Annotated in this window: 19 protein-coding genes and 1 pseudogene; 6 read left to right on the top strand and 14 right to left on the bottom strand. The window is 66.8% G+C overall.

Translation table 11 applies throughout. The features are described from left to right. Positions 1 to 27: 27 nt before the first annotated feature. From IWX81_RS15085 to rsmI, 11 genes and pseudogenes are all read right to left on the bottom strand, one after another. Positions 28 to 201 (bottom strand): annotated as a pseudogene (locus tag IWX81_RS15085) (pentapeptide repeat-containing protein); the annotation flags it as partial. Next, positions 198 to 1,130, bottom strand: coding sequence for a 4-(cytidine 5'-diphospho)-2-C-methyl-D-erythritol kinase (locus IWX81_RS11255; RefSeq protein ID WP_199281413.1), 933 nt, complete (start codon positions 1,128 to 1,130; stop codon positions 198 to 200). The gene IWX81_RS11255 and the pseudogene IWX81_RS15085, both read right to left, overlap by 4 nt. Before the next feature lie 32 nt (positions 1,131 to 1,162). Next, positions 1,163 to 1,999, bottom strand: a complete 837-nt coding sequence (gene rsmA, locus IWX81_RS11260; protein WP_199281414.1) for a 16S rRNA (adenine(1518)-N(6)/adenine(1519)-N(6))-dimethyltransferase RsmA — start codon at positions 1,997 to 1,999, stop codon at positions 1,163 to 1,165. Continuing rightward, on the bottom strand, positions 1,996 to 2,922 hold the full coding sequence (locus IWX81_RS11265; RefSeq protein ID WP_199281415.1) for a TatD family hydrolase: 927 nt from the start codon (positions 2,920 to 2,922) through the stop codon (positions 1,996 to 1,998). Before IWX81_RS11265 ends, rsmA begins: the two co-directional genes overlap by 4 nt. Further along, positions 2,919 to 4,487, bottom strand: coding sequence for a methionine--tRNA ligase (gene metG / locus IWX81_RS11270; RefSeq protein ID WP_199281416.1), 1,569 nt, complete (start codon positions 4,485 to 4,487; stop codon positions 2,919 to 2,921). Before metG ends, IWX81_RS11265 begins: the two co-directional genes overlap by 4 nt. A 73-nt stretch (positions 4,488 to 4,560) precedes the next feature. Then, positions 4,561 to 7,023, bottom strand: coding sequence for a CHAT domain-containing protein (locus tag IWX81_RS11275; protein WP_199281417.1), 2,463 nt, complete (start codon positions 7,021 to 7,023; stop codon positions 4,561 to 4,563). A gap of 32 nt (positions 7,024 to 7,055) precedes the next feature. Beyond that, complete coding sequence (locus tag IWX81_RS11280; RefSeq protein WP_199281418.1) at positions 7,056 to 8,756, bottom strand: S8 family peptidase; 1,701 nt, start codon at positions 8,754 to 8,756, stop codon at positions 7,056 to 7,058. Positions 8,757 to 8,763: 7 nt separating this feature from the next. Further along, positions 8,764 to 9,237, bottom strand: a complete 474-nt coding sequence (locus tag IWX81_RS11285; RefSeq protein ID WP_199281419.1) for a hypothetical protein — start codon at positions 9,235 to 9,237, stop codon at positions 8,764 to 8,766. Next, complete coding sequence (locus tag IWX81_RS11290) at positions 9,234 to 9,848, bottom strand: RNA polymerase sigma factor (protein WP_199281420.1); 615 nt, start codon at positions 9,846 to 9,848, stop codon at positions 9,234 to 9,236. The genes IWX81_RS11285 and IWX81_RS11290 overlap by 4 nt, the downstream gene beginning before the upstream one ends. 63 nt (positions 9,849 to 9,911) lie before the next feature. After that, positions 9,912 to 11,480, bottom strand: coding sequence for a DUF6345 domain-containing protein (locus tag IWX81_RS11295; RefSeq protein WP_199281421.1), 1,569 nt, complete (start codon positions 11,478 to 11,480; stop codon positions 9,912 to 9,914). A 131-nt stretch (positions 11,481 to 11,611) separates the two neighbouring features. Beyond that, a complete protein-coding gene (rsmI, locus tag IWX81_RS11300; RefSeq protein WP_199281422.1) occupies positions 11,612 to 12,457 on the bottom strand; it encodes a 16S rRNA (cytidine(1402)-2'-O)-methyltransferase in 846 nt (281 codons plus the stop codon). Between the two features lie 63 nt (positions 12,458 to 12,520). Here rsmI and IWX81_RS11305 point away from each other — a divergent pair, with 63 nt between their 5' ends. The 6 genes from IWX81_RS11305 (at position 12,521) to IWX81_RS11330 (ending at position 19,186) form a co-directional block, all read left to right on the top strand. Continuing rightward, positions 12,521 to 14,077, top strand: coding sequence for a dolichyl-phosphate-mannose--protein mannosyltransferase (locus IWX81_RS11305; protein ID WP_199281423.1), 1,557 nt, complete (start codon positions 12,521 to 12,523; stop codon positions 14,075 to 14,077). A gap of 59 nt (positions 14,078 to 14,136) precedes the next feature. Further along, positions 14,137 to 15,441 carry an O-acetylhomoserine aminocarboxypropyltransferase/cysteine synthase family protein gene (locus IWX81_RS11310; protein WP_199281424.1) on the top strand — a complete coding sequence of 435 codons (1,305 nt, stop codon included), beginning with the start codon at positions 14,137 to 14,139 and terminating at the stop codon, positions 15,439 to 15,441. A gap of 2 nt (positions 15,442 to 15,443) precedes the next feature. Beyond that, complete coding sequence (locus IWX81_RS11315; protein WP_199281425.1) at positions 15,444 to 16,016, top strand: CoA-binding protein; 573 nt, start codon at positions 15,444 to 15,446, stop codon at positions 16,014 to 16,016. A gap of 193 nt (positions 16,017 to 16,209) precedes the next feature. Then, positions 16,210 to 17,250, top strand: a complete 1,041-nt coding sequence (locus IWX81_RS11320) for a glycosyltransferase (RefSeq protein WP_199281426.1) — start codon at positions 16,210 to 16,212, stop codon at positions 17,248 to 17,250. Between the two features lie 107 nt (positions 17,251 to 17,357). Then, positions 17,358 to 18,107, top strand: coding sequence for a glycosyltransferase family 2 protein (locus IWX81_RS11325; RefSeq protein ID WP_334594079.1), 750 nt, complete (start codon positions 17,358 to 17,360; stop codon positions 18,105 to 18,107). Beyond that, the gene (locus IWX81_RS11330; protein ID WP_199281428.1) at positions 18,104 to 19,186 is read left to right on the top strand and encodes a glycosyltransferase; all 1,083 of its coding nucleotides are present in this window, start codon (positions 18,104 to 18,106) and stop codon (positions 19,184 to 19,186) included. The genes IWX81_RS11325 and IWX81_RS11330 overlap by 4 nt, the downstream gene beginning before the upstream one ends. Before the next feature lie 56 nt (positions 19,187 to 19,242). Here IWX81_RS11330 and IWX81_RS11335 read toward each other — a convergent pair whose 3' ends face one another. From IWX81_RS11335 to IWX81_RS11345, 3 genes are read right to left on the bottom strand one after another with little or no spacing between them, the layout of a single operon-like run. Next, positions 19,243 to 20,568, bottom strand: coding sequence for a glycosyltransferase family 2 protein (locus tag IWX81_RS11335; protein WP_334593964.1), 1,326 nt, complete (start codon positions 20,566 to 20,568; stop codon positions 19,243 to 19,245). Beyond that, positions 20,565 to 21,581, bottom strand: coding sequence for a hypothetical protein (locus IWX81_RS11340; RefSeq protein WP_199281429.1), 1,017 nt, complete (start codon positions 21,579 to 21,581; stop codon positions 20,565 to 20,567). The genes IWX81_RS11335 and IWX81_RS11340 overlap by 4 nt, the downstream gene beginning before the upstream one ends. Next, positions 21,578 to 22,462: a WcbI family polysaccharide biosynthesis putative acetyltransferase gene (locus IWX81_RS11345; RefSeq protein WP_199281430.1), complete on the bottom strand. Its 885-nt coding sequence runs from the start codon at positions 22,460 to 22,462 to the stop codon at positions 21,578 to 21,580. Before IWX81_RS11345 ends, IWX81_RS11340 begins: the two co-directional genes overlap by 4 nt. Between the last annotated feature and the right edge of the window lie 118 nt (positions 22,463 to 22,580).

Raw genomic sequence — 22,580 nt, forward strand, 5'->3', positions numbered from 1 at the left:
CGCCCTCCGTTGCCGCGCCTTCCGTAGCCGCGCCCTCCGTAGCCGCGCCCTCCGTAGCCGCGCCCTCCGTAGCCGCGCCCTCCGTAGCCGCGCCTTCCGTAGCCGCGCCTTCTGCCGCGAACTGCGGCAGATCGTGGGTCGCGACGGCGCTGCGGACGATATGCCGCAGTTCGCGCACGGGTGTGAACGGGGAAGGATCAGGTGATGACGCGGGCGCCGTGTACGGGGCCGGTCGCCCTGACCACGGTGTGTCGCGCGGCACTGAGCGCGATCTGCAGCTCCAACGCGGAGTCGAGGTCCGCCGTCAGGAAGGCGACGGTCGGCCCCGAGCCCGAAACGATCCCGGCAAGGGCGCCATTCTGCTCGCCCAGCTCGATGACCGAGGCGAGCGACGGCTCGAGGTAGAGCGCTGGAGCCTGGAGGTCGTTGTGGAGGCTCTCGGCGAGCATGTGCGGGTCGCCGGCCCTCAGCGCCTGCAGCACGTTCGCATCGACCGACGGAGCGAAGGATGCCGGGAAGATGTCCTGCGAGTGGCGATCACGGTGGCGGTCGAGCTCCCGGTAGACCTCGGGGGTCGACAACCCGAAGTCGGCGAGCACGAGCACCCACTGGAATGTGCCCTTCGCCAGAGCCGGGCTCAACTGGTCGCCGCGACCCGTGCCGATCGCCGTGCCGCCCGTGAACGAGAACGGCACGTCGGCGCCGAGTTCGCTCGCCAGTTCGAGCATCTCTTCGCGCGGGAGGCCGGTGCCCCACAGGGTGTCGCAGGCGAGGAGGGTGGCCGCGGCATCCGCCGAACCGCCACCCATGCCGCCCGTCACGGGAACGTGCTTATCGATCTCGAGGCGCACACCGCCGCGGAACGCCGTGCGACGCGCGAGCAGTCGGGCGGCCTTGATGGCGATGTTCGAGCCGTCGGTCGGCACCCTGGAGAGCTCGACGGTTCCCGTCACCGATACCGAGAAATCGTCGGCGGGGTAGGCGCGGACATCCTCGTAGATGGAGACGGCCTGGTACGCGATGGCGACATCGTGGTATCCGTCGTCGAGCAGCGAGCCGACCTTCAGGAACACGTTGATCTTGCCCGGTGCCCGAGTGTGCACCATGGTCGAACCTGGCCCGGAAGTCATGAGTCAAACCTAGCGCGCGACACGAGGAGGTCTCAGCCGCGAGCCCGTGCCACGGCGAGGAAATCGGCGACCGTGAGCTCTTCGCCGCGGGCCGTGGGGGCGATCCCGGCTGCTTCGAGGGTGGATGACGCGCCAGCCGAGCCGCCGAGCACACCGGAGAGCGCCTGACGGAGCATCTTGCGCCGCTGCTGGAACGCGGCATCCACGAGTTCGAACGTGGAGAGCCGCTCGGCTTCGGTTCCGGGCTGCTCGTGCCGCTCGAACCGTACGAGGATGGAGTCGACGTTCGGCACCGGCCAGAACACCTGCCGGCTGACCTGGCCCGCGGTCGAGAAGTTGCCGTACCAGGCCGCTTTCACGCTCGGACTGCCGTAGACCTTGGACCCTGGCCCCGCTGCCACGCGCTGGCCGACCTCCGCCTGCACCATCACGAGCCCGCGGTCGATGGTCGGGAATCGCTCGAGAAAGTGCAGCAGCACCGGCACCGAGACGTTATAGGGCAGGTTCGCGACGAACACCGTCGGGTCGTCCGGCAGCTCAGTGACGCGCAGCGCGTCCTCGGTGATGACCGTCAGTTCGGCCTCGGGCTGGTACTTCGACACCGTGGCGGGCAGCTGTGCGGCCAGCCGCTTGTCGATCTCGACCGCGACGACTGAGGCACCGGTCTCGAGCAGGCCGAGCGTGAGGGATCCGAGCCCCGGGCCGACCTCGACCACGGTTTCCCCCGCAGACACCCCGGCCGATTTCACGATGCGCCTGACGGTGTTCGCGTCGATGACGAAATTCTGCCCGAGCTTTTTGGTGGGCTGGATGTCGAGCAGTTCGGCCAGCTCGCGGATCTCGACCGGTCCGAGCAGCGCGCCGCTCACGCGAGGTCCGCGAATGGGCCATCCGGTGCGGTGACGGGTTCTGCATCCCAGCGGCCGTAGACCTCTTCGGTCGTCGAGGTGATCTGTGCCGCGAGCATCGATACCTCGGTCTCGAGGTGGGCCGCCATCGCCCGCAACGTATACGGGATCAGGTATGGCGCGTTGGGTCGACCACGCAGCGGGTCGGGGGTGAGGTACGGCGCATCGGTTTCGATCAGGATGCGGCTGCGCGGGATCACGGAGAGGGCATCGCGAAGCCCGCCGGCGTTCTTGAACGTCACGGTGCCGGCGAACGACAGGTACCAACCGTTGTCCGTGCAGAGTTTCGCCATCTCGGCATCGCCGGAGAAGCAATGGAATACCGTGCGCTCGGGAGCTCCGACGCGCCTGAGCGTCTCGATCACCTCGGAGTGGGCGTCCCTGTCGTGGATCTGCAGCGCGAGATTGTGCCGCTTGGCGATCTCGATGTGCGCCTCGAACGAGCGGAACTGGGCGTCACGGCCATCCTCCCCCGTGCGATAGAAGTCGAGCCCGGTCTCGCCGATGGCCCGCACGCGCGGCCGACCGGCAAGCTCGTCGATCTCCGCAAGCGCCGCATCGAGTGTGCCCTCGGCGTCGTACCGCGGCGCCTCGTTCGGGTGCAGTGCTACAGCGGCGAGCACGCGCGGCTCGACGCTCGCGATATCCGCCGACCATCGGGAGGTCTCGAGGTCGGTGCCGACCTGCACCACTCCGCGCACCCCGACGCTGGATGCCCGGTCGAGGTGCTCGTGGTAGTCCAGCTGCCCACCGGGGCCACCGTCGGAAATCTCGAGGTGGGTGTGGTTGTCGTAGGTGCCGACGACGAGCGCCTCGGGCAGCGGCGGATACTCGAGATCCCGTGGGCCCTCGGTCTGGCGATGCCGGATGTGCGCTTCGGTCACGCGGCTCCTTCGGTGTCTGTCTGCTCGATGCGCGGGAAGAGCGGGGCTGCCAGCGGCGTGACGCTCGAGCCTGCCTCGAACTCCCACGCGCGGTCGACCCGCTGGTCGTCGACACTGCCGACTCCCCCGAGCGCGGCCCAGAGGGTGGATGTCGCCTTCGGAAGCACTGGCGAGAGCAGCACGGTGAGCGTGCCGAGGCCGTGCACGACCGTCGCGAGCACCTGTTCGAGCCTGGCCCGGTTCGCCGGATCCTTGGCGAGTGCCCACGGCTCCTGCTCCGTGATGTACCCGTTCAGGGCGTCGACGAGCTCCCAGATGCTGGCGAGCGCCTCGTTGATCGCGAAACGGTCGATCGCGGCATCCGCAGCCACTGTGACACGCTCGGCGAGTCCGGTGATGGAGTCGTCTGCCGTGGCATCCGGAATCCGGCCGTCGAAGTATTTGGTGACCATCGCGATCGTGCGCGACGCGAGGTTACCGAAACCGTTGGCGAGCTCGGACTGGTACCGCGCGCTGAGGTCTTCCCAGCTGAACGAGCCGTCTTGTCCGAAGGTGATGGCCGACAGGAAGTAGTAGCGGAACGCGTCGGAGCCGAACGTGTCTGTGATCTGCGTGGGCGCGATGCCGGTCAGCTTCGACTTGCTCATCTTCTCGCCGCCGACGAGCAGCCAGCCGTGGCCGAATACGGCGCGCGGCACCTCGAGCCCGGCCGCCATCAGCATGGCGGGCCAGATCACGGCGTGGAAGCGGGCGATGTCTTTACCGACGATGTGCACGGCCGGCCAGCGGCGCGCGAACAGCTCGTCGTCGACGCCGTAGCCCGCCGCTGTCACGTAGTTGAGCAGCGCATCGAACCAGACGTAGACGACGTGGGTGTCGTCCCATGGCACTTTGATGCCCCAGTCGAAACTGGAGCGGGAAATCGACAGGTCGGCGAGACCCTGCTTCACGAACTGGATGATCTCGTTGCGCACGCTCGAGGGCTGCACGAAGTCCGGGCGGCTCTCATAGAGGTCGAGCAGCGGCTGCTCGAAAGCGCTCATCCTGAAGAAGTAGTTCTTCTCCTTCAACACCTCGACGGGGCGGCTGTGGATCTTGCAGACCAGCTGGCCCGCGTAATCGCCGTCGGCGGTCTCCATGAGGTCGTCGAGCTGCTTGTACTCCTCGCAACCGACGCAGTAATAGCCCTCGTACTCGCCGGAGTAGATGTGGCCATCGTCGTACAGCTTCTGCAGGAACGTCGAGACGGCTTTCTCGTGACGCTCGTCGGTGGTGCGGATGAAGTCGTCGTTGCGGATGTCGATCGTCTCCAGCAGCGGCTTCCACGCGTTCTCGACGAGGTTGTCGGCCCAGGCCTGCGGCGTGGTGTCGTTCGCGACGGCCGTGCGCAGGATCTTCTGGCCGTGCTCGTCGGTGCCCGTGAGCAACCAGGTGTCGTCCCCACGCTGCCGGTGCCAGCGTGCGAGAACGTCGGCAGCCACCTCCGTGTACGCGTGCCCGATGTGGGGAACATCGTTGACGTAGAAGATGGGCGTCGTGATGTAGAAGGAGTCGCCGGCGGCCATAGGTCAATCGTACCGGGCGCGGTGTGCGTGTTACCGCGTGCGGGGCCCGGCAGCGCGAGGACACCCGCCGCCACTACCAGCCAGAGCCGTGACACAGGAAGGGCGCGGAGATCCCTGTCTCGCCACTGGCCGCAGCGAGAGCTTCCGCTGGAGGTCTGCCCATCGCTAGGTACTCGTGGGTGGACTGCAGCAGGATCGCCGCGACGTCATCCGACACCACGACCGGTGACGAGATCACGGTGCGCGCGCCGGCGTGCAACCAGGCCCGCGACATCCCGAGAGCTTCGAGCCCCCAGCGGGACGCTGACCGACCCATCTCGCACGCCGACAGGATGACGACCGACGGCACGTCCTGCAGCTGGTCGATGTCGTATCCGAACCAGGCTCCATCCGACAGCTCGAATGCCGAGAACAGGGGGTTGTCGGCGGAATGCCTGCCGTGCGCGGCAACGTGGAGCAGGTTCACGCTGCCGGCCAGCCGAGACACCGCATCAGCCGTGGCATCCGCACCGGTGAGCGACACGCTCCCGGTCCAGCGCCCCGCCGACGCGCGCACCTCCTCGACAGCGCGGGACACCCCCGGCCCGGCCACGAATCCGGTGTCGAGGATGTGGGCGCCGCGACCCCGATCCGCCAGCCATCCTGTCGCGGAATCGGGTACTGTGACGGCCCGGCCGACAAGGGTCGGCAGCATTCCCCACGGGATCCCGGCGAACGCTCCGGAAGGAGTGATCACGACTCGATGGGCATCGCCCAGCATGGCCGCCGCCGGCGCGAGAAGCATATGGTCGATCCGCGCCAGTCGCGCGTCGAGAGACGTCGACACCGCGCGATGGAGATCCGACGGGAGTGAGAGCGCCGACATGTCGAGGTCGGCTCGCAGTGCGTCGATGTCACCCGCGACCGTCGGGAGCGGCCCCAGGTCCACGAGGTGACTCGACGTCGCAGAGACGACGAGGATGCTGGCACCATCAGCCGTCCACAGCGGGGCGAGCAGCACGGCCCCGTCGTCCGCGAGCGCACCCTCGGTGTCAGCGAGACTCGCCCGCAGGGATACCGCGCCGCTGGCCTCGTCTGTCCAGTGGCGACGACGGATCCGATCCCGCAGTTCGGACTCTCGACGGGCGGCCGCGGTTCTCGGAGACGGGGAGGATGCACGGATCAATCGCAGTTCGGCGAGCTCATCGGCTGCCTCCTGGTCGGCGGGAGCCCGCACGCCGGCGATGCGACTGGACAGCAGTCGCACCCGTTCCGACCAGTCGAACACGACCTCGGGACGGCCCGTCGACAGCGCAGCCCGCACCCCCTGATGAGCCAGTATCCGGCCGTGCACGCGGGCGGAACTCTGCAGTTCGATGCTTCCGAAGGTGGACTGCCACTCCTGCAACTGGTCGAGGCCGGCAGCCGCTCGCCGCATGACGGCGCTCGCCGAACCCGCGGCTTCGGCGAGCTCCACCCGCACTTCCTCCCTCAGGATCCGGGTACCGATCGGGGCGGAGGCTCTGAGGCGCACCCGGGACGCCGTCGCCCTGGCGTCACTGGCCCTGCCGTTGCGCAGTTGTGCGCGCGCGAGTTGCAGGTGCAGCGCTGCCGCGTCATCCAGGCGCCGGATGCCGAGCAGCGCCCGCACCGACCGTGCCGCCGCGCGCTCCACCGCCACGCCGCCACGTCCCCCGGCGATGGCCGTCATGAGCGCAAGACCGTCGGCTCGCACCGCCCACGTTTCGCTGCCCCGGCCGCGGAATCGCCGGGCAGCCCGCCGCGCGACGACCGATGCTTCCTGCGGCGACTCGAGCGCGAGAGCCCGGGCCAGAGCCAGTTCGGCCTCGGCCTGGGCCTGCCGAAGTCGACGCCCGCCATAGGTCCGCACGACCGCCCGCAGCAGGGCCACGGCTTCCGTCGTCATTCCCGCCGCGAGCATCACCTCGGCCCGATCGGCATCCCCCACCGCCGCCGAGACTGGCGAGAGTGTCGACAACACGGGGCTCGACCTGTCCATCAGGCGGATGGCCGTCACGAGGTCACCCGCGAGCATCGCGGTATAACCCTGGTTGTTCGTCGCTTTGGCCTCCTCGACGGGCTCCCCACTCGCACGGAAATCCTCTGCTGCACGCTCGAAATCACCCTGCGCCGCGGACAGTTCACCGCGATCGAGGCGCACCAGCCCGCGGTTGAGCAGCACACGACCCTGGCGCGCCGGGTCGGCTCCGAGCCGGGCAGCGGCAGCGGAAAGATGCGCCAGGGCTGCTGCCGAGTTGCCGCGCCGCAGCTCGATGAGGCCGAGTTGGCCGGCGAGCACTGCTCGAGTGTGCGCGGTGATGTGCACATCCGCGAGAGCCCGCCCACACAGCAGGATTCCCGCGTCGGGATCGCCGGTCTCCGATTCGATGTACGCCAGGATTCCGCTGATGAGGGCCTTGAGATCCGGATCAGGATCCCGCTCCGCCGCCCGCAGCAACTCGCGACGAGCGGCCGCATGGCGTCCGGCGTTACCCAGGTCCACCCCGCGCTGGTACAGCGTCGCGGCCGACAGCATGCGTCAAGTATGGCGCAGCCGTCAATCCGCTGTCAGGATGCCTCTGACACGACTTTCGCGGCCGCCTCGATCGCTCGCGCCACCCTTCCCGCCCTGCCGCCGTTCCTCGGTTCGACACCGTGCAGCGCCGCCGCAATCCGCCCCGCGATCACCGGGGCAGCGAATGAGGTGCCGCTCCAGACCGCGAATCCGGCGCTGTAGTCGTCGGGATCGACGGTCTCCCGTTTCCGCCCTGCCGCGGCGGTGCGCGCGATCGGCTGCGCGCCTCCGTCGATGAGCGGAACCGTGCTGACAACGGATGCCCCTGGCGCGTAGCACCGCACCCACGGCCCGGTATTGCTGAACAGGGCGGTCGTGCCGTTCGGGTTGAGGGCGCCGACCGAGACCAGGGGAGCGGCATCCTGCGCCGCAGAGTCGTCAGGGGCGATCCACGGAACCCCTGCCGACGGCGTCGATGACCACGGGCCAAACGCGGCGGGAAACATCGGTCGGGCCGTGGCGTCATTTCCCGCGGAGCACACGACGACAGTGCCGGCCCGCCGGATGCGCAGCAGCACCTCGGCGAGGGTGATGTCGATCTTCGAGTCCTCCGGGGTCTCGTGGTAGTACCCCAGCGACAGGGACAGCACGTCGATCGCGAGCGCCGGATACTGCGCCCCGTCGACGGCGGACCCGATGAGGGAGGCGATCGCCAGGAGTGCGGCTATGACATCCGATTCATCGATCGTTCCGTCGGGTCCGACCACCCGCCACGGTGCGATGTCGGCATCGGGCGCGTGCTGGTGGATCAGTCCGGCGATGAACGTTCCGTGGCCGCTCAGCACATCGGTCATCCCATCGAGCGGGCCGATGAGGTCGGGGTTCGACTCAGGATCGTCCGCGGCATCCGTCGACCCGATGGCCGGCAGTCCGGTGAGGTCGCAGCGGGTGCGATCGAGCCAGGGATGCGCGCCCATTCCCGTGTCGAGGGTCGCGACGATCACCCTCTCCTTAACCGAGGTCGTGCGGGGCGGCGCGGAGGCGACGATCGCCACAGGTTGGCGCCCTCCCGAGCCCTGGGCCAGGTAGGAACCTGCTGGTTCCGCTCCCGTGGCCGGGTCGAAGCCGGCAGTCGAGTGGTACGGCGTCGAATGGTACGGAGTCGAATGGTACGGAGTCGAGTGATACGGGGTCGAATGGTAGGGCGTCGACTGGAACGAGCCCGAGCCGGTCGAGCCGTCTCCCGGGGCGCGATGAACGGTGAGGATGTGATCGAGTCCGATCCCGACCAGGCTGCCGCCGGCCAGCTCGGTCTCGCGCAGCCTCGCCCCGCGCAGAAGCCGCCACGCATCGGGAGCGGCGGCCTGGCCCTTCGCCTCGATGATGAACCTCTCGATCCCGAGCGGGCCCGACGCCCACGGGTAGCGTGACAGCCGCTCACCGCGTTCGCGTTCGTCCAGCTCGAGCCTGCCGGCGTCGAACGACTTGTCCGGCGTGAGAGTCCAGCCGAACTGTTCGGCGACATCCCTCACGAGGTCGAAGACCCGCGATCCGTCGTCGAGCAGGGTCGACACGAGGATGCGGTCCGGCACATACGCGGTCGGGTACACCGCGTAGCCGTCCGCTCCCGGGGACGCCGGAGCCAGCACCACGCCCCTCGGTCGCTCCCGGTCATAGCGACGGCGCCAGTCGTCAGCTCCCGGCCCTTCCCTGGCCCCGCTGCGATCAAAGCTCTGTGACGGGCGGATGGCCATGGGTCTCCTAGATCGTGAAGGATTCGGTGGTGAAGATGGATGTGGATGCCGCATCGTCGGCGGCGACTATCAGGCGCGCGGTTCCCGCCGCCACCGTCCTGAACTCGAAACGGCCCTCCGGGCTCGCCGTCGTCGACTCGACCACGATGGCGTCCCGCTCGAGCTGCAGGATTCCGTTGTGCGCGGGAACCATCCAGCCATCGATGCGGAGGGCGCCGGCATCCGTCTCACTCACTCGCAACATGAGCACAGACTCGGCGTTCGTGAACTGCAGCACTCGCGCACCCTCGGCCGCTCGCGCGCCGACGAGTTCGCTGGAGTCGCTCACGAGACGGAGAGTCGTCAGCTCCGAGGCCAGGTCGGCCACGGCGAGCGCGACCAGGACATCCTCGACAAGACCGTCCGGCATCGGGTCTTCGCGCTCCCACATGTCACGCAACTCTGCGAACAGCTCTCGATCGGCGTTGGTTGGTTCGATCACGGCGCACCTCCCGTGCGGCTCAGGGACTGGCGCAGTTTGTCGAGACAGCGCCCCCGGGTGGGGCCGATGCTGCCCACCGGCATGTGCAGGTCGGTCGCGATTCGGGCGTAGTCGGGGTGGTCATCGAAGGCGATAACCCTCAACAGTCGCTGGCAGCGTTCGTCGAGGCTCGCGACTCCAGCCCAGAGTCGACGGTGGCTGTCCCGATCCATCGCCTGCTGTTCCGCAGACGTCCCGTGCGCGACCACCGACTCCAGAATCTCGTCGTCGACCGACACACTCGACGCGTTGCGCTTTTGCGTGCGCCACGCCTCCCGTCGGGCGGTGATCGTGAGCCAGGCGCCGATCGCCTGCGGGTCGGAGATCCTGGATCCGCCGTGCAGCAACGCCAGCCAGGTGCTCTGCACGACATCCTTCGCGGATTCCTCGGAGAGACCGTACGCCCTCACGACCTGCCAGAGCACCGGGGACATCAGGCCCACCAGCCTGTCGATCGCGGATGGCTCCCCCGACCGCCACTCGCGGAATGTGTCGGCCGCAGCATTCCAGAGACTGGTCGGGTTCGTCTCTGGATGCTGCGGCCGAACAGGGGTGAGGTCGGCGTTGCTCATGCTAGGCATTGTGATCCCCTGACGGTCGCCCGGCAAGAGTGCACTGCACATTGCGTCACCTGCTCAATTTCCGTACCACCACTGCTGCAGCACCGAAGGGCGCGGAAGGGCGGAAACCTGGAAGATGGTGTCATCCGCGTGCCCGAGAACTGTGACGGCGGACGGCCGCCCCATGGGCTGCGTGACACCGGGCGTGTGATGACGATCCTCGAGATAGGTCGACACCGGCGTGTACGAATCATCGGTGATCACCGTCGAGAGCCAGTTCGACACCATCGGCGCACCGAGTCCGGCGAACCTGCCGAACGTGTAGGTGATCTCGTCGTTGATCCACATCTCTGTGCGATAACCGAGTGCAGCCCGCATGCCGTTGAAGATCTTCCACCAGGGGTCGTATGACGTCGTCGAATCGAAGGAGGTCGGAATGACCGCGCAGGAATGCAGGATCCAATAGGCGAGGGAACCCACCCCTGACGCACCGCCGTAACCATCGGCGGGGACATCGGCCAGGTCTACGAAGTCCGCGTTGTTGCGAAGGGTGGAGAACAGGCTCCAGTCGCCGTGCACTTCCGTCAACGCCACCTGGACGGCGTCGACGAAGTCGCGGTTCTCGCTCGTGAACAGCCGCGGTTCTGCCCAGAAGTACTGCCGGTCGATCGGCGAGATTCCGGTCGACGGTGTTGCCGAGCGAAGGCCAGCCAGGAAGCTGTTCGCACTCGTCACCCAGCCAGCGTTGTCTGCGCGCACCACATAGCGTCCGATAATCGGTCGAAGGCTCGAGCGGAGCCCGGTCGTGAACGCTTTCGGCACTCTCGGCTCGCGGGTGGGAGTCGGTATGGCGATCGGGAAGCGATCGACGGCATCGATCGCGGGCACGAACCCCGTCAGTCGCGCGGCGGGAAGGCGGTCATCCTGATCGAAGATCGCCCGATAGCGGAAGGCCGGCTGGATGAGTTCGTTGTCGCCGTCGTAGTAGACGAGCTCGACAGACTCGACACGGATGTCACGTCGCTGCGCTGCCGGGGCGAGGGAGTCGGTGATCGACTCAGCGACCCGCCTGGCGTCGATATCGGCACCGGACAACTCGTCCGTGACCCTGGCTGCCCGCCAGTTATGGGTGATCCCTTCGAGCCCCGCCCCGGAGACGGTCACCGTGGACTGGGACCCCTCACCGACGACCGGGATGCCGTCGACCACGCGCTGGATCCGGCTGATCGCCAGAAAATCGGACGTCTCACTGACCCGTCGTACCGTGCCCCGCGAACCGTGCAGGATCTGCGGATCGAGAACGTTTCGAGCGGTGTCATCAGCCGGGAAGAGTCCATCGTCGTCCATCAGTTCACGGGCGGAACGTCGGGCCAGCCGGTCGAGACCGCGTGCCGCGTCGAGCAGGTCGAGCCGCGGGAAGGTACGGGAGTCGCCGGACGTCGAGTCGACGTAGGCGACGAGCCGGTCATCCACATAGCCGCCCCGGATGCCGTCGGCCAGGTCGCGGAATTCGGCATCGGGTGAGGCGCTGCGTGCCACCTCGAAAACGCGCTCGGCGCCGGCATCGCTGCGCTCGCCCAGGGCGAGAACGCTCAGCCGGCCGTCATACGGGCGGATGATCTCTGGATCGATAACGACGGGCATCTGAGGGTCCTTCTCGTGGTGGATGCTCGATAGGAGCACGCCGAAGGGCCGGTGATACATGTGGGGGGGAGTTTTTTTGGAAGAGCGTCGCGGACGGTCTTCCCTGCTCTGGTTGACCCTCCTTCGCAGGCTCAGTCGGCGCTGGCGTCGCGGAAACGCTGGCGCGATTCTTTTAGCTCCAGCGCGCCTTCATACAGGTCGCGACGGCTCAGCCCGGTGGCCTCCGCGACCTCGGTCGCTGCCTCCTTCAGTCGCGACCCCTCCGACTGGAGTTTCAGCACCTGTGCGATTCCGGTCGGCAGATCGGAGGTCGCGGGGGTCGCGCCCTCGACGACGAGACAGATCTCTCCGCGAGCGCCATCCCTGAACTTCTCGGCCACCTCGGCGGCACTGCCGCGCGCCACTTCCTCGTGGAGCTTCGTCAGCTCGCGGCACACCACCACCCTGCGGTCGGCACCGAGTGCCGTCGCGAGGTCGGCGAGCGCCGCGGGCAGCCGGTTGGGGCTCTCGAAGAACACCATCGTGCGCTCTTCCCGTGCGAGCGCCGTGAAGTACGCCACGCGGGATTTGCGCGGCAGGAACCCTTCGAACGTGAACCTGTCGGTGGGTAATCCCGAGACGGCCAGCGCGGTCAACACCGCACTCGGCCCCGGCAGCGCCGTGACCGTGACCCCGGCGGCGGCCGCAGCGGCGACGAGGGGGAAACCCGGGTCGCTGATCGCCGGCATTCCCGCGTCACTGAGGACAAGCACATCCACCGTCATCGCCAGCTCGACGATCTCGGCGGCCTTCTCGCTCTCGTTGTGCTCGTGGAGCGCGATCAGTCGCGGCCGATTCTCGATGCCGAGAGCACGCATGAGATGGATGGTCGTGCGGGTATCTTCGCTGGCGATGACCTCGGCGTTGGTGAGCGCTTCGATCAGTCGCCGTGAGGCGTCGCCGAGGTTGCCGATCGGTGTTGCCGCGAGGATGATCACCCGCCCATTCTCCCAGCCCGGGTACAGCGCGCCAGAACACCCGCGACATTTATGATTGCTGGGATGACCACCCGGACCTCCAGCGACGTCGACGCCATCGTCGCGGGCGCCGGCACCCGCATCGACGACTGGTGGCTGCGGCAGTCCGTCGCCGTGCACAGGGCGTTCAGCTGGGGTGCGCCGGCACTCGTGGTCGTGATCGCCGCGCTCACGCGACTCGTCGGCCTGGGGCATCCTGCGTCGCTCGTCTTCGATGAGACCTTCTATGTGAAGGATGCCTGGTCGCTGTTCAATCTCGGCTACGAGGGGTCATGGCCCGCCGAGGCCGGCACGCGATTCAACGCGGGTGAGACCGACATCTTCACGAGTGCCCCGGCCTTCGTCGTGCATCCGCCGCTCGGTAAGTGGCTGATCGGGCTCGGGATGGGATGGCTCGGACCGGACAACCCGGTGGGCTGGCGCATCGCCACGGTGCTGGCCGGCACCGTCGCGGTCGTGCTGCTCATGGTGGTCGCGAAGATGCTGTTCCGCTCGACGCTGCTGGCCACGATCGCGGGGTTGCTGTTCGCGATCGACGGCAACGCGATCGTGATGAGCCGCGTCGCGCTGCTCGACAACTTCGTGATGCTGTTCGCGCTGCTCGGCTTCATCGCGATCCTGCTCGACCGGGGCTGGAGCAAGGCCAGGCTCGACCGCTGGCTGGAACGCAAGGGCGGAGACTGGGGCCCCGCGATCTGGTGGCGACCGTGGCTCATCGCGGCGGGCGTCGCGTTCGGTGCCACGACCGCGATCAAGTGGAACGGCCTATATTTCCTGGCCGCGCTCGCCGTCTACACCCTCGCGGTCGATGCGGTCGCCCGTCGCCAGGCCGGCATCCCGTTCTGGCTGAGCGGCACGATCTTCAAGCAGGGCCCGGTGAGCTTCCTGCTCATGGTCCCGGCTGCCGTGCTCACCTACCTCGTCACGTGGTCGGGCTGGTTCGTCACCTCCGGCGGGTACTCCCGGCAGTGGGCCGAAGGCGCGGGGAACGCGTGGACGGGCGCGCTCTCCTGGGTGCCGCTGAGCCTGCAGAGCTTCTGGCATTTCGAGGTGAGCGTCTACAACTATCACGTCGGAGAAATGCGCCCGCACCCCTATCAGGCGAATCCGCTGACCTGGCTGTTCCTCGTGCGGCCGACGAGCATGTACTACCAGGGGGATGCGTCGGGCGGCGAATCCATCTCGGGCATCGCCAACCCCATCATCTGGTGGGCGGGCACCGCTGCGGCGCTTTATCTCGTCTACCGGCTGGTGCGCTTCAGGGAGTGGCGCGTCGGGCTGATCCTCGCCGCCCTCGGTGCCGGCTACCTGCCCTGGCTGCTGTACCTGAACCGTACGGTGTTCCAGTTCTACACGATCGCGTTCGAGCCGTACCTGATCCTCGCGCTCGTCGCGGTGATGGGCATCGTGCTGGGCAGCGCCAGGAATCCGAGCTGGCGGCGGCTCAGCGGCATCCGGGTCGTCGTCATCTTCCTGGTCGCCGCGATCGCGGTGAGTGCGTTCTTCTGGCCGGTGTGGACGGGCCAGCGCCTCGACTATTTCTGGCTCGCGGCGCACTGGTGGCTGCCGACCTGGCGCTAGCGTGGCGTTCTGTTACGCCGCACAGGCCTTTTGATCGCGCGCTTCTGTAGCCTGAAGCCATGGCTGATCGTGGCAGTACCGATAAACAGTATGGTTTCCGCACGCGCGCAATTCACGCTGGCAACATCCCCGACGCTGCGACCGGCTCTCGCGCGCTGCCGATCTACCAGACGAGTGCCTACGTCTTCGATGACACGGCGGATGCGGCGGCCCGATTCGCCCTGCAGAAGTACGGCAACATCTACTCCCGCCTCGCCAACCCGACAGTCGCGAGTTTCGAGGAGCGCGTCGCCTCCCTCGAGGGCGGCCTCGGTGCCGTTGCCACGGGCAGCGGGCTCAGCGCGCAGTTCATCACCTTCGCGTCACTCGCCGGCGCCGGCGATCACATAGTCTCGAGCGCCAATCTCTACGGCGGCTCCATCACCCAGCTGGATGTCACGCTGCGCCGGTTCGGCGTCGACACCACGTTCGTGCGCTCCTCCGATCCTGCCGACTACGCCGCCGCGATCACGCCGAAGACCAAGATGATCTTCGCCGAGACCATCGCCAACCCGTCAGGTGAGATCGCCGACATCGAGGGACTCGCTGACGTCGCGCACGCCCACAACCTGCCGCTGATCATCGACTCCACGGTCGCGACCCCGTACCTGAACCGCCCGATCGAGTGGGGCGCCGACGTCGTCACCCACTCCGCGACGAAGTTCCTCGGCGGGGCCGGCACCACCCTCGGCGGCGTCGTCGTCGAGAGCGGCCGGTTCCACTGGGCCAACGAGCACTTCCCCCTGTTCGACCAGCCCGTGCCGAGCTACGGCGGCCTCAACTGGCACGGCAACTTCGGTGAGTACGCGTTCCTCACCCGGCTGCGCGCCGAGCAGCTGCGCGACATCGGGCCGGCGCTCGCCCCCCACTCCGCCTGGCTGCTCGCGACGGGTGTGGAGACTCTCCCGTTCCGGATGCAGGCCCACGTCGACAACGCCCGCATCGTCGCGGAGTGGCTCGAGGCCGACCCGCGCATCGAGACCGTGTTCTGGGCGGGGCTCCCGGGGCATCCGCATTTCGAGCGTGCGCAGAAGTACCTACCGAAGGGCGCTGGATCCGTCTTCTCGTTCGTGGTGAAGGGTGGCCGCGCCGTCGGGCAGAAGTTCATCGAGAGCGTGTCCCTCGCCAGCCACCTCGCGAACATCGGCGACGCGAAAACCCTGGTCATCCATCCCGCATCGACGACTCATGCCCAGCTCAGCGAACAGCAGTTGCTCGATGCCGGTGTGCTGCCGGGCGTGGTGCGCATCAGCGTCGGAATAGAAGACCCCGAAGACATTGTTGACGACCTCGACCAGGCTTTGACCGAAGCAACGAAGGGCTGACGATGTCGACAGCAGAAGTGCAGACCACCCAGCTCGCGAACGGGCTCACGTGCGAGCTGCCCGCGAACTCGCCGCTCGCGAAACTCCTGAAGTCGCAGCGCACCTGGGTCGGACCCGACGCTAAGCAGCGGCTCGCGATCCTGCGCAAGGCGAAGTCGATCGCCATCGTCGGAGCCTCGCCCAACGCGGCGCGTTCCAGCTACTTCGTCGGCACCTACCTGCAGCAGTCCGGCGATTATCGGGTGTACTTTGTGAACCCGAACGCCGACACGATTCTCGGCCAGAAAGCGTATCCGGATCTCGCCTCGCTGCCCGAGGTGCCCGATATCGTCGACGTGTTCCGCAAGGCCAGCGACATCCCCGCCGTCATCGACGACGTTCTCGCGATCGGCGGGACGACGGTCTGGGTCCAGCTCGGAATCTGGAATCAGGATGCCGCGATCTACGGTGAATCGAAAGGGCTGACGGTCGTCATGGACCGCTGCCTCAAGGTCGAGCACGCGAGGTTCCACGGCGGTCTGCACCTGCTCGGCTTCGACACCGGAGTCATCAGCTCGCGCAGGGCCACCCGCTAGCCGCGCAGCCGGCCCCCGCGCGGCCGCCGCCGCGCCTCACATCCATCGCCGAGGTGACGCAACCAGCGGTTATCTGCTCCGGATAACGACGCTTCGCGTCATCTCGAGAGGAGGCCGTGCGGCTGGCGAGCTCTGCCGTTATTCGACGGGTAAGTCAAGGGATTCCATCCCCGGTCTGCCGAGAATATTTTTGATGTATGACCTTGCAATCGTCCGCCGCGTGATCGGCTATTACGTCCATCACCAGGGAATGGGTCACCTCCATCGGGCACGGGCGATCATCGCAGCCCTGGGTGAACCGGTTACCGTTCTTTCCTCTCTTCCGCGACCGACGGACTGGGCCCAGCCGTGGCTGCAGCTCCCTATCGATACCGACGCCCATCCGGTCGATCCGGATGCGGGGCGCGCTTTGCACTGGGTTCCCATCGGCTCACCCGGTCTTCGCGAGCGAGCCGCAGCAGTCTCTGCCTGGATAGCCGACTCTCGACCTGCGGCTGTCATTGTCGACGTCTCGGTCGAAGTCGCGACTCTCGTGAGAATCCACGGCGTGCCCGTGATCACCGTCGCGCAACCCGGCGACCGGACGGATCGAGCTCACACCCTGGGGTTCGGATTATCGACTGCCGTCATCGCGCCCTGGATGTCGGGAATACGAGCGCTTCGTGTCGACCCTGAGGTAGAGCGCCGCATCGACTTCGTCGGTGCGATCAGCCGCATCCCGGTAAACCCCGGCACCCCACGCCGGCTCCCGCACCTGGCCGTCATGAACGGCTCGGGAGGTCGGGGCGCGAGCGCTCTGGATCAGGTTGTGGCCGAGTCCATGGCTGCGGCGCCCGGGCTCGACTGGGTGCGACTCGCTGGGGAATCCGAGACGACTGTGGAACGTACGCTCCGCTCCGCGTCCGTGGTCTTCGCTCACTGCGGACAGAACGCGATCGCCGAGATCGCGGCGAGTCGCGTGCCCGCCATCCTCGTTCCTGAAGAGCGGCCGCATCGGGAACAGCGCTACATGGCTGAGGCACTGGCATCCAGTGCCCTTCCCGTCGTCATCAGCAATCCCGGCGATGGTCGTGATCGCGCGGCCGACATCCACAGGGCGCGTGCGATGGACGGCGGGTCCTGGCTGCCCTGGATGGACGGCTTGGCGGCGGCGCGTGCTGCAGACGTCGTCCGCCGTGTCGTCACAATGACATCGCGACCCACCCATCACGTCGCGACCGGGTCAGCCGCATGAGGGTCGGAGTTGTCACCACTGTCTCAGGCCGGAAGAACCATCTGATCAACCAGCATCGGGGTCTCGGCTCGAGTTCCGTCGAACCTCACTGCTATGTCGTCGTGGCAATGGACGAGCCCGCTGTCCAGGACTGGCTCCCCCGGATGCAGCCGCACCCTGAGATCGTCACCCTCAGCAGTCCCGACCACCGTCTTCCCGTCGCGGAGGCCCGCAATCTCGGCGCTAGGCGAGCCATCGAACTCTCCGCAGAGCTGCTCGTATTCCTCGACGTCGACTGTGTCGCTGCCCCGGAGCTGATCGCGGCATACGCCGCCGCGGCGCAGACATACCCGGATTCCCTGCTGGGCGGCGCAGTCGGATACCTCCCCGAGACGGTATCGGCCTTCGATCACAGGCGGTCCGACGTCGCGCATTTCCACGAATTCCGCCCCAGACTCGGCGCCGGTGAGGCGCAACCTGCCGACCCCGCTTTGTTCTGGTCGCTGTCGTTCGCGCTCACTGTCGACACCTGGGCCGCCGTGGGCGGATTTCACGAGGAATACCGGGGTTACGGGGCAGAAGACACAGATTTCGCCCAGGCCGCACTGCGCGCACATGTTCCCTTCAGATGGGTGGGTGGCGCGGAGGCCTTCCACCAGTATCACGAGACACAATCGCCACCCGTGCAGCATCTCGACGACATCCTCGCGAACGGTCGGGTGTTCGCTCGCCGCTGGGGTTTCTGGCCCATGTCGGGGTGGCTATCGGCATTCGAAGACCTGAGACTCGTCGCTCGCGATCCCCTGTCAGGCGACTGGATCAGGGCGTCGCCCTCGGCCGGCGGGGTCATCAGCGAGCAGGAAGAACAAAAGATATGAAGATCGCCATCCTGAGTCATATGCACCACCCCATCGCGGAGCCTTTCGAAGGCGGGACCGAGGCGCATACTGCCCTGCTCGCTGATGCTCTTGCCGATCGCGGGCACGACGTCACGCTGTTCGCGAAAGCCGGCTCGGTTTCCCGGGCCACCGTGTATCCGCTTGTCCCCAGCGACTTCGAGTTCGTGTACGCCGCGTCGCGGTTGGTGAGGGAGGAACAGGCCGGATTCCTGGCCGAAGCAGTGCACCACAGCATCGAGGTGATCCAGTCCTCCGGGTTCGACGCGGTCATCAACAATTCCCTGAGCGCGTTGCCGTACTCGTTCATGCGGCATCTCCCGATGCTCTCCATCCTGCACACCCCGCCGACGCTGCGCGACGTGAACGCGGTGATCAGCGACCCGGACTGGGTCCCCAGCAAGCAACACGCTTACGTCACAGTGTCGGCAACGAATGCGGACGCGTGGCGAGCGCTGTTACCCCGGGTCCTTGTCGTCCACAACGGCATCCACCTCGATCGATGGACTCCAGACCGGGCCCCGGTCCCGGGTCTCGCCGTATGGGCCGCGCGGATCACCCCTGAGAAGGGTCTCCACTGCGCCATCGATGCTGCTCGTTCGGCCGGGTTCGATATCGAATTCGCTGGGCCCGTTTCCCACCCGGAATATTTCGAGACGGAGATCGTCCCCCGCCTTGGTGCTCATGTTCGGTACCGAGGTCACATCCCTCATTCCCAGCTCAGTGACTTCCTGGCGTCAGGGTCGGTGTTCGTCGCCTCGCCGCTGTGGGCGGAGCCCTTCGGACTATCCGGGGTCGAAGCGCTCGCCAGCGGAACCCCGGTAGCCGCGTTCCCCAATGGAGCTCTTCCAGAGTTGGTCGTGTCCGGCGCCGGAGCGATCGCGGCTGACGTCACGGTGGCAGCTCTTGCCGATGCCATTCGCGATGCCGCACAGTGTGATCGAGCGTTCACCCGTCGCTCGGCGGCCCGTTTCTCATTCGACGCGATGATCGACCGGTACGAGGAACACCTGCAGCTCCTCGTCGCGATGGAACGGACGCCATCGACGGTGGGCGACTGAGCCAGGAGCGCCGATCGGTGCTCACGCAGCACTGCGGAGCACTGTACGCGACGACGTCAGTTCCATCCCCCGAGATACGCCTCGAGATCGGGCGCGGGATCGAGTGCGCTGATCCATTCCGGAACGACAGTCGACGTGGGAAAGAGCTCTTCTCGATTCCATCGCGCCCGTCGGCGACGGGCCCGCATCGATCGGATCTCGAGCACCGGATTGCCCAGGGGACAGTGTGCGATGACGTCGGCTGCCTGCCCTGATCCGGAGGCGACCCGCTCGACTTCGAATCGAAACGCTCCAGGATCGACTCGCAGCGGTTGCCCCACCAGCACGACTGCTCGGGCGAGGGCGTAGTTCACCGCATCGCTCCCGGTCACCACTCGCGGGTCGTCGAAAGAGAAGCCGACCGGGGAATGCGACAGGACGACGATTGCATGGGGAAGAGCCTCGAGAATGCTGTCCACGCAGATGAACAGCGCCGCCGGAGTCGTCGAGCCCGATTCGATCTCGACAACGACGTCAGGTGTCGATGTCCTGACTCCGTGGCCCCGGCTACCGGGGGCGGGAATGGACCGCGACAGCGTCAGCGTCTCCCTGTTCTTGAGATGCTGCTGCGAGGTTCCTGCTTCCGATCTGCCTGACCAGTCCGGGCCATCGTGCCATGCGACGGCGGCAGGGACGTGAGCGAGCACGGCGCCGGCGAGCCAGGCTCGATAGCCCCATTCCCAATCTTCCCCGCCGTAGTCGGAAAACGATTCGTCAAAACCCCCTGTCTCGTCGAAAAAGGCACGACTGCACGCGAGAACAGCTCCGATCAGATACCGGTACGACCGGTGGTCGACGTCGAGAAGATCCCGTGTGCGTTCGTACGCAAGGGAGAGCCATGCCGGCATGTCGAGCTCGAGAGCGGGCGCCATCAGCTCGATCCTGTCGTCGACCGCAGCTCGGCTCAGGTCCGCATGACGCCGCCTCCCCACGGTGACGGCATCGACGACCAGCGACGGAAGTCGCACCAACTCACGCACATACCCGGGTTCCGGAACGGTATCGGCATCGAGAAAACACAGGATGGTGCCCCTCGCTGCCTTCGCACCGGCGTTGCGGGCCGCAGCGAGCCGAAAGCCGAGGTCCTCCTGCCGGATCACTCGAACGTGGCGGGCAACGATCGGAGCTTTAGGGGAGCCGTCGTCGACGACGATGATGTCGAGCAGCGCCTGCGGGTAGGACTGTCTCTGCAGCGCGAGCAGAGTTCGGTCGAGTTGGCTCTGCTGCATGAAGTAGGGGATGACGACCGACACGACCGGTAATGGATCGGGGTGCACCCCATCCATCCGATCCCAGTGATTCGCCGTGATCGCCTCGCCGAGCAACCCCACACTCTCGTTCACCACGGGATTGTGCTCCACCAGCGCAGGTACGATCCGACGGTGTCGGTCAGAGTCGGTGCGGTGTCTACGTCGGGGTCGAGGACGGTCGACGCGGGATCGGCAAGCGCCTTCGAGATCGCGGCATCCATTCGGCCAGCGTCGAAAAGAGTCATGGTCCCGGGTCTGAGCTCGAGCATCTCGCGGGTGTACCGGGAATCGATGACGAGCGGGCGTCTGCCAGCGACAAGCCACGTCAGAATCGATGCCGACGCAGAGATGTGCTGGTGGGCGGCGATCGGCACAGCAACCCGACGGCACCACAGACGCAGTTCCTCATCCGACAGGTGCCCCGTGGCACGGAAGTGCACGCCGAGCGATTCCGCGTGACGGGCGAGAACGGAGAGGTCTGACTCGTGCCCCTCAGACGCCGACCCCAGGGCGACGACCTCGGCCCCGCCCCGAACGCGTGCTAACGAATCGACCACTTCCCGATGACCTTTACCCGGGTAGACCCACCCCACCAGTGCGACGACAGGATCGTGGCCGAAGGGCACTTCCGGTCCAGGAACCGGCGGGCTCGCCGCAAGGGGAATCACCATCGGGTCCGGACCTGGAGCGAGGATACCCAGCTCTCTCAGAAGGGAAACCTCATGAAAGCTGTTACACACAACCCCGCGAGCGGAGCTCACGACGCGGCGGTAACATTCTCGCCGGCGGAGAAGGCTGGCCGCCCCGTCCGATCCCTGCGGTATGTCGTGAACGGTGACCGACACCGGAGCGATCGTGGCCATCGCCTCGAAAGAGGCGGCGGCCTGGTCGGGCGATGACCCGAAGATGCGGTCGGTGAAGTGCACATGCAGCGGGCGCCCCCGAACAACCCCGTCCCTGGACTCCACCCGTCGCGGCGGTGTCTCCGTGAGGCGATCCTGCGTCTCGAACGATTCGCTCACGGCGTGGGCCAACTCCCGCGCATACCGCACGACCCCGTGTTCGGGCGGTCCGCTGACAAACAGATCCGGCACGATCATGGTCAACCGAGACCCAGGGTGGCGAGGGTTGCGCCGTGTCTGGCCATTCCCGCATCCACAGCGTCGGGGTGATCGTGGTACCACTCGAGGTGAGCCTCCTCCACCTCCGCAGTGTCGACCGAGCGACCGTCGACGACCCAGGCATCCTGAATCGGATCGGTCAGGCCATAAGCCTCAGCAACCACCGGCAACCTTGGAGCATGGATGCTGTCGAGCAGGGGCCTGCCCGGATCGGCGGGTGGATCGTGGTATCCGAGAGTGCTTCGGATCCGGTCGCTCACGACCGACCAGACGGCATTGCCCGGGTGATTGATCGTGCGCATCTGGGCAAAAGTCGGGGCATCGAACACGTCGGAAACGACCAAGGTCGAGTGTCGCTCCTCGCGCGTGGACAGCTCGGCCAGCGATTGTCGGCCGATCTCCAGCACCTGGTCGGTCGACAGTTCGACCCGACGAACCCGCGCCGTCGAATCGGAGCGGCGATCGTAGGCCGTGCGCAACAGCCTCGCATCGTGGTACGCGACAAGCGGTGGAGAAGCTGATGTGTCGTGGGGAGGTCGCACGATGAGGTGGAAGGGATAGAGCCCGGCGAACCGGATCACCGGGATCAGCAGTGTCGTGGATGTGGTCGGCATCCATGAGGCGAGCTGGCCGGTTCCGATAGGAAGGCCCCTGTAGTTGTCGCGAATGGGTTGGCTGATCAGCACATCGGCGCGCGACAGCAGCCCGAACAGACCCGGCAGGTCGGATGACGAGAGTTCGTGAGCCGGCGGAATACGCACCGTGGTCACGTCCGGCGCATCCATCATGAGCCGCACCGACTCGGCCTGGCAGTTGCCATGCACCACCACGAGGGGCCTGTCACTGTCGTCAACGTCGGTGTCCACGTTCGGCGAGCCTCCCTCTACTAAGACCGCATAGTGCGGTTGTCAACGCCCGCTGGCATCACGCGTCGTTCTTCTACTATGAGGGATAACGGCTGCACACTCCCGTCGCTGTCATTCC

Origin of the sequence: Salinibacterium sp. CAN_S4, from assembly GCF_015752305.1 — a bacterium.
Lineage (GTDB): Bacteria > Actinomycetota > Actinomycetes > Actinomycetales > Microbacteriaceae > Rhodoglobus.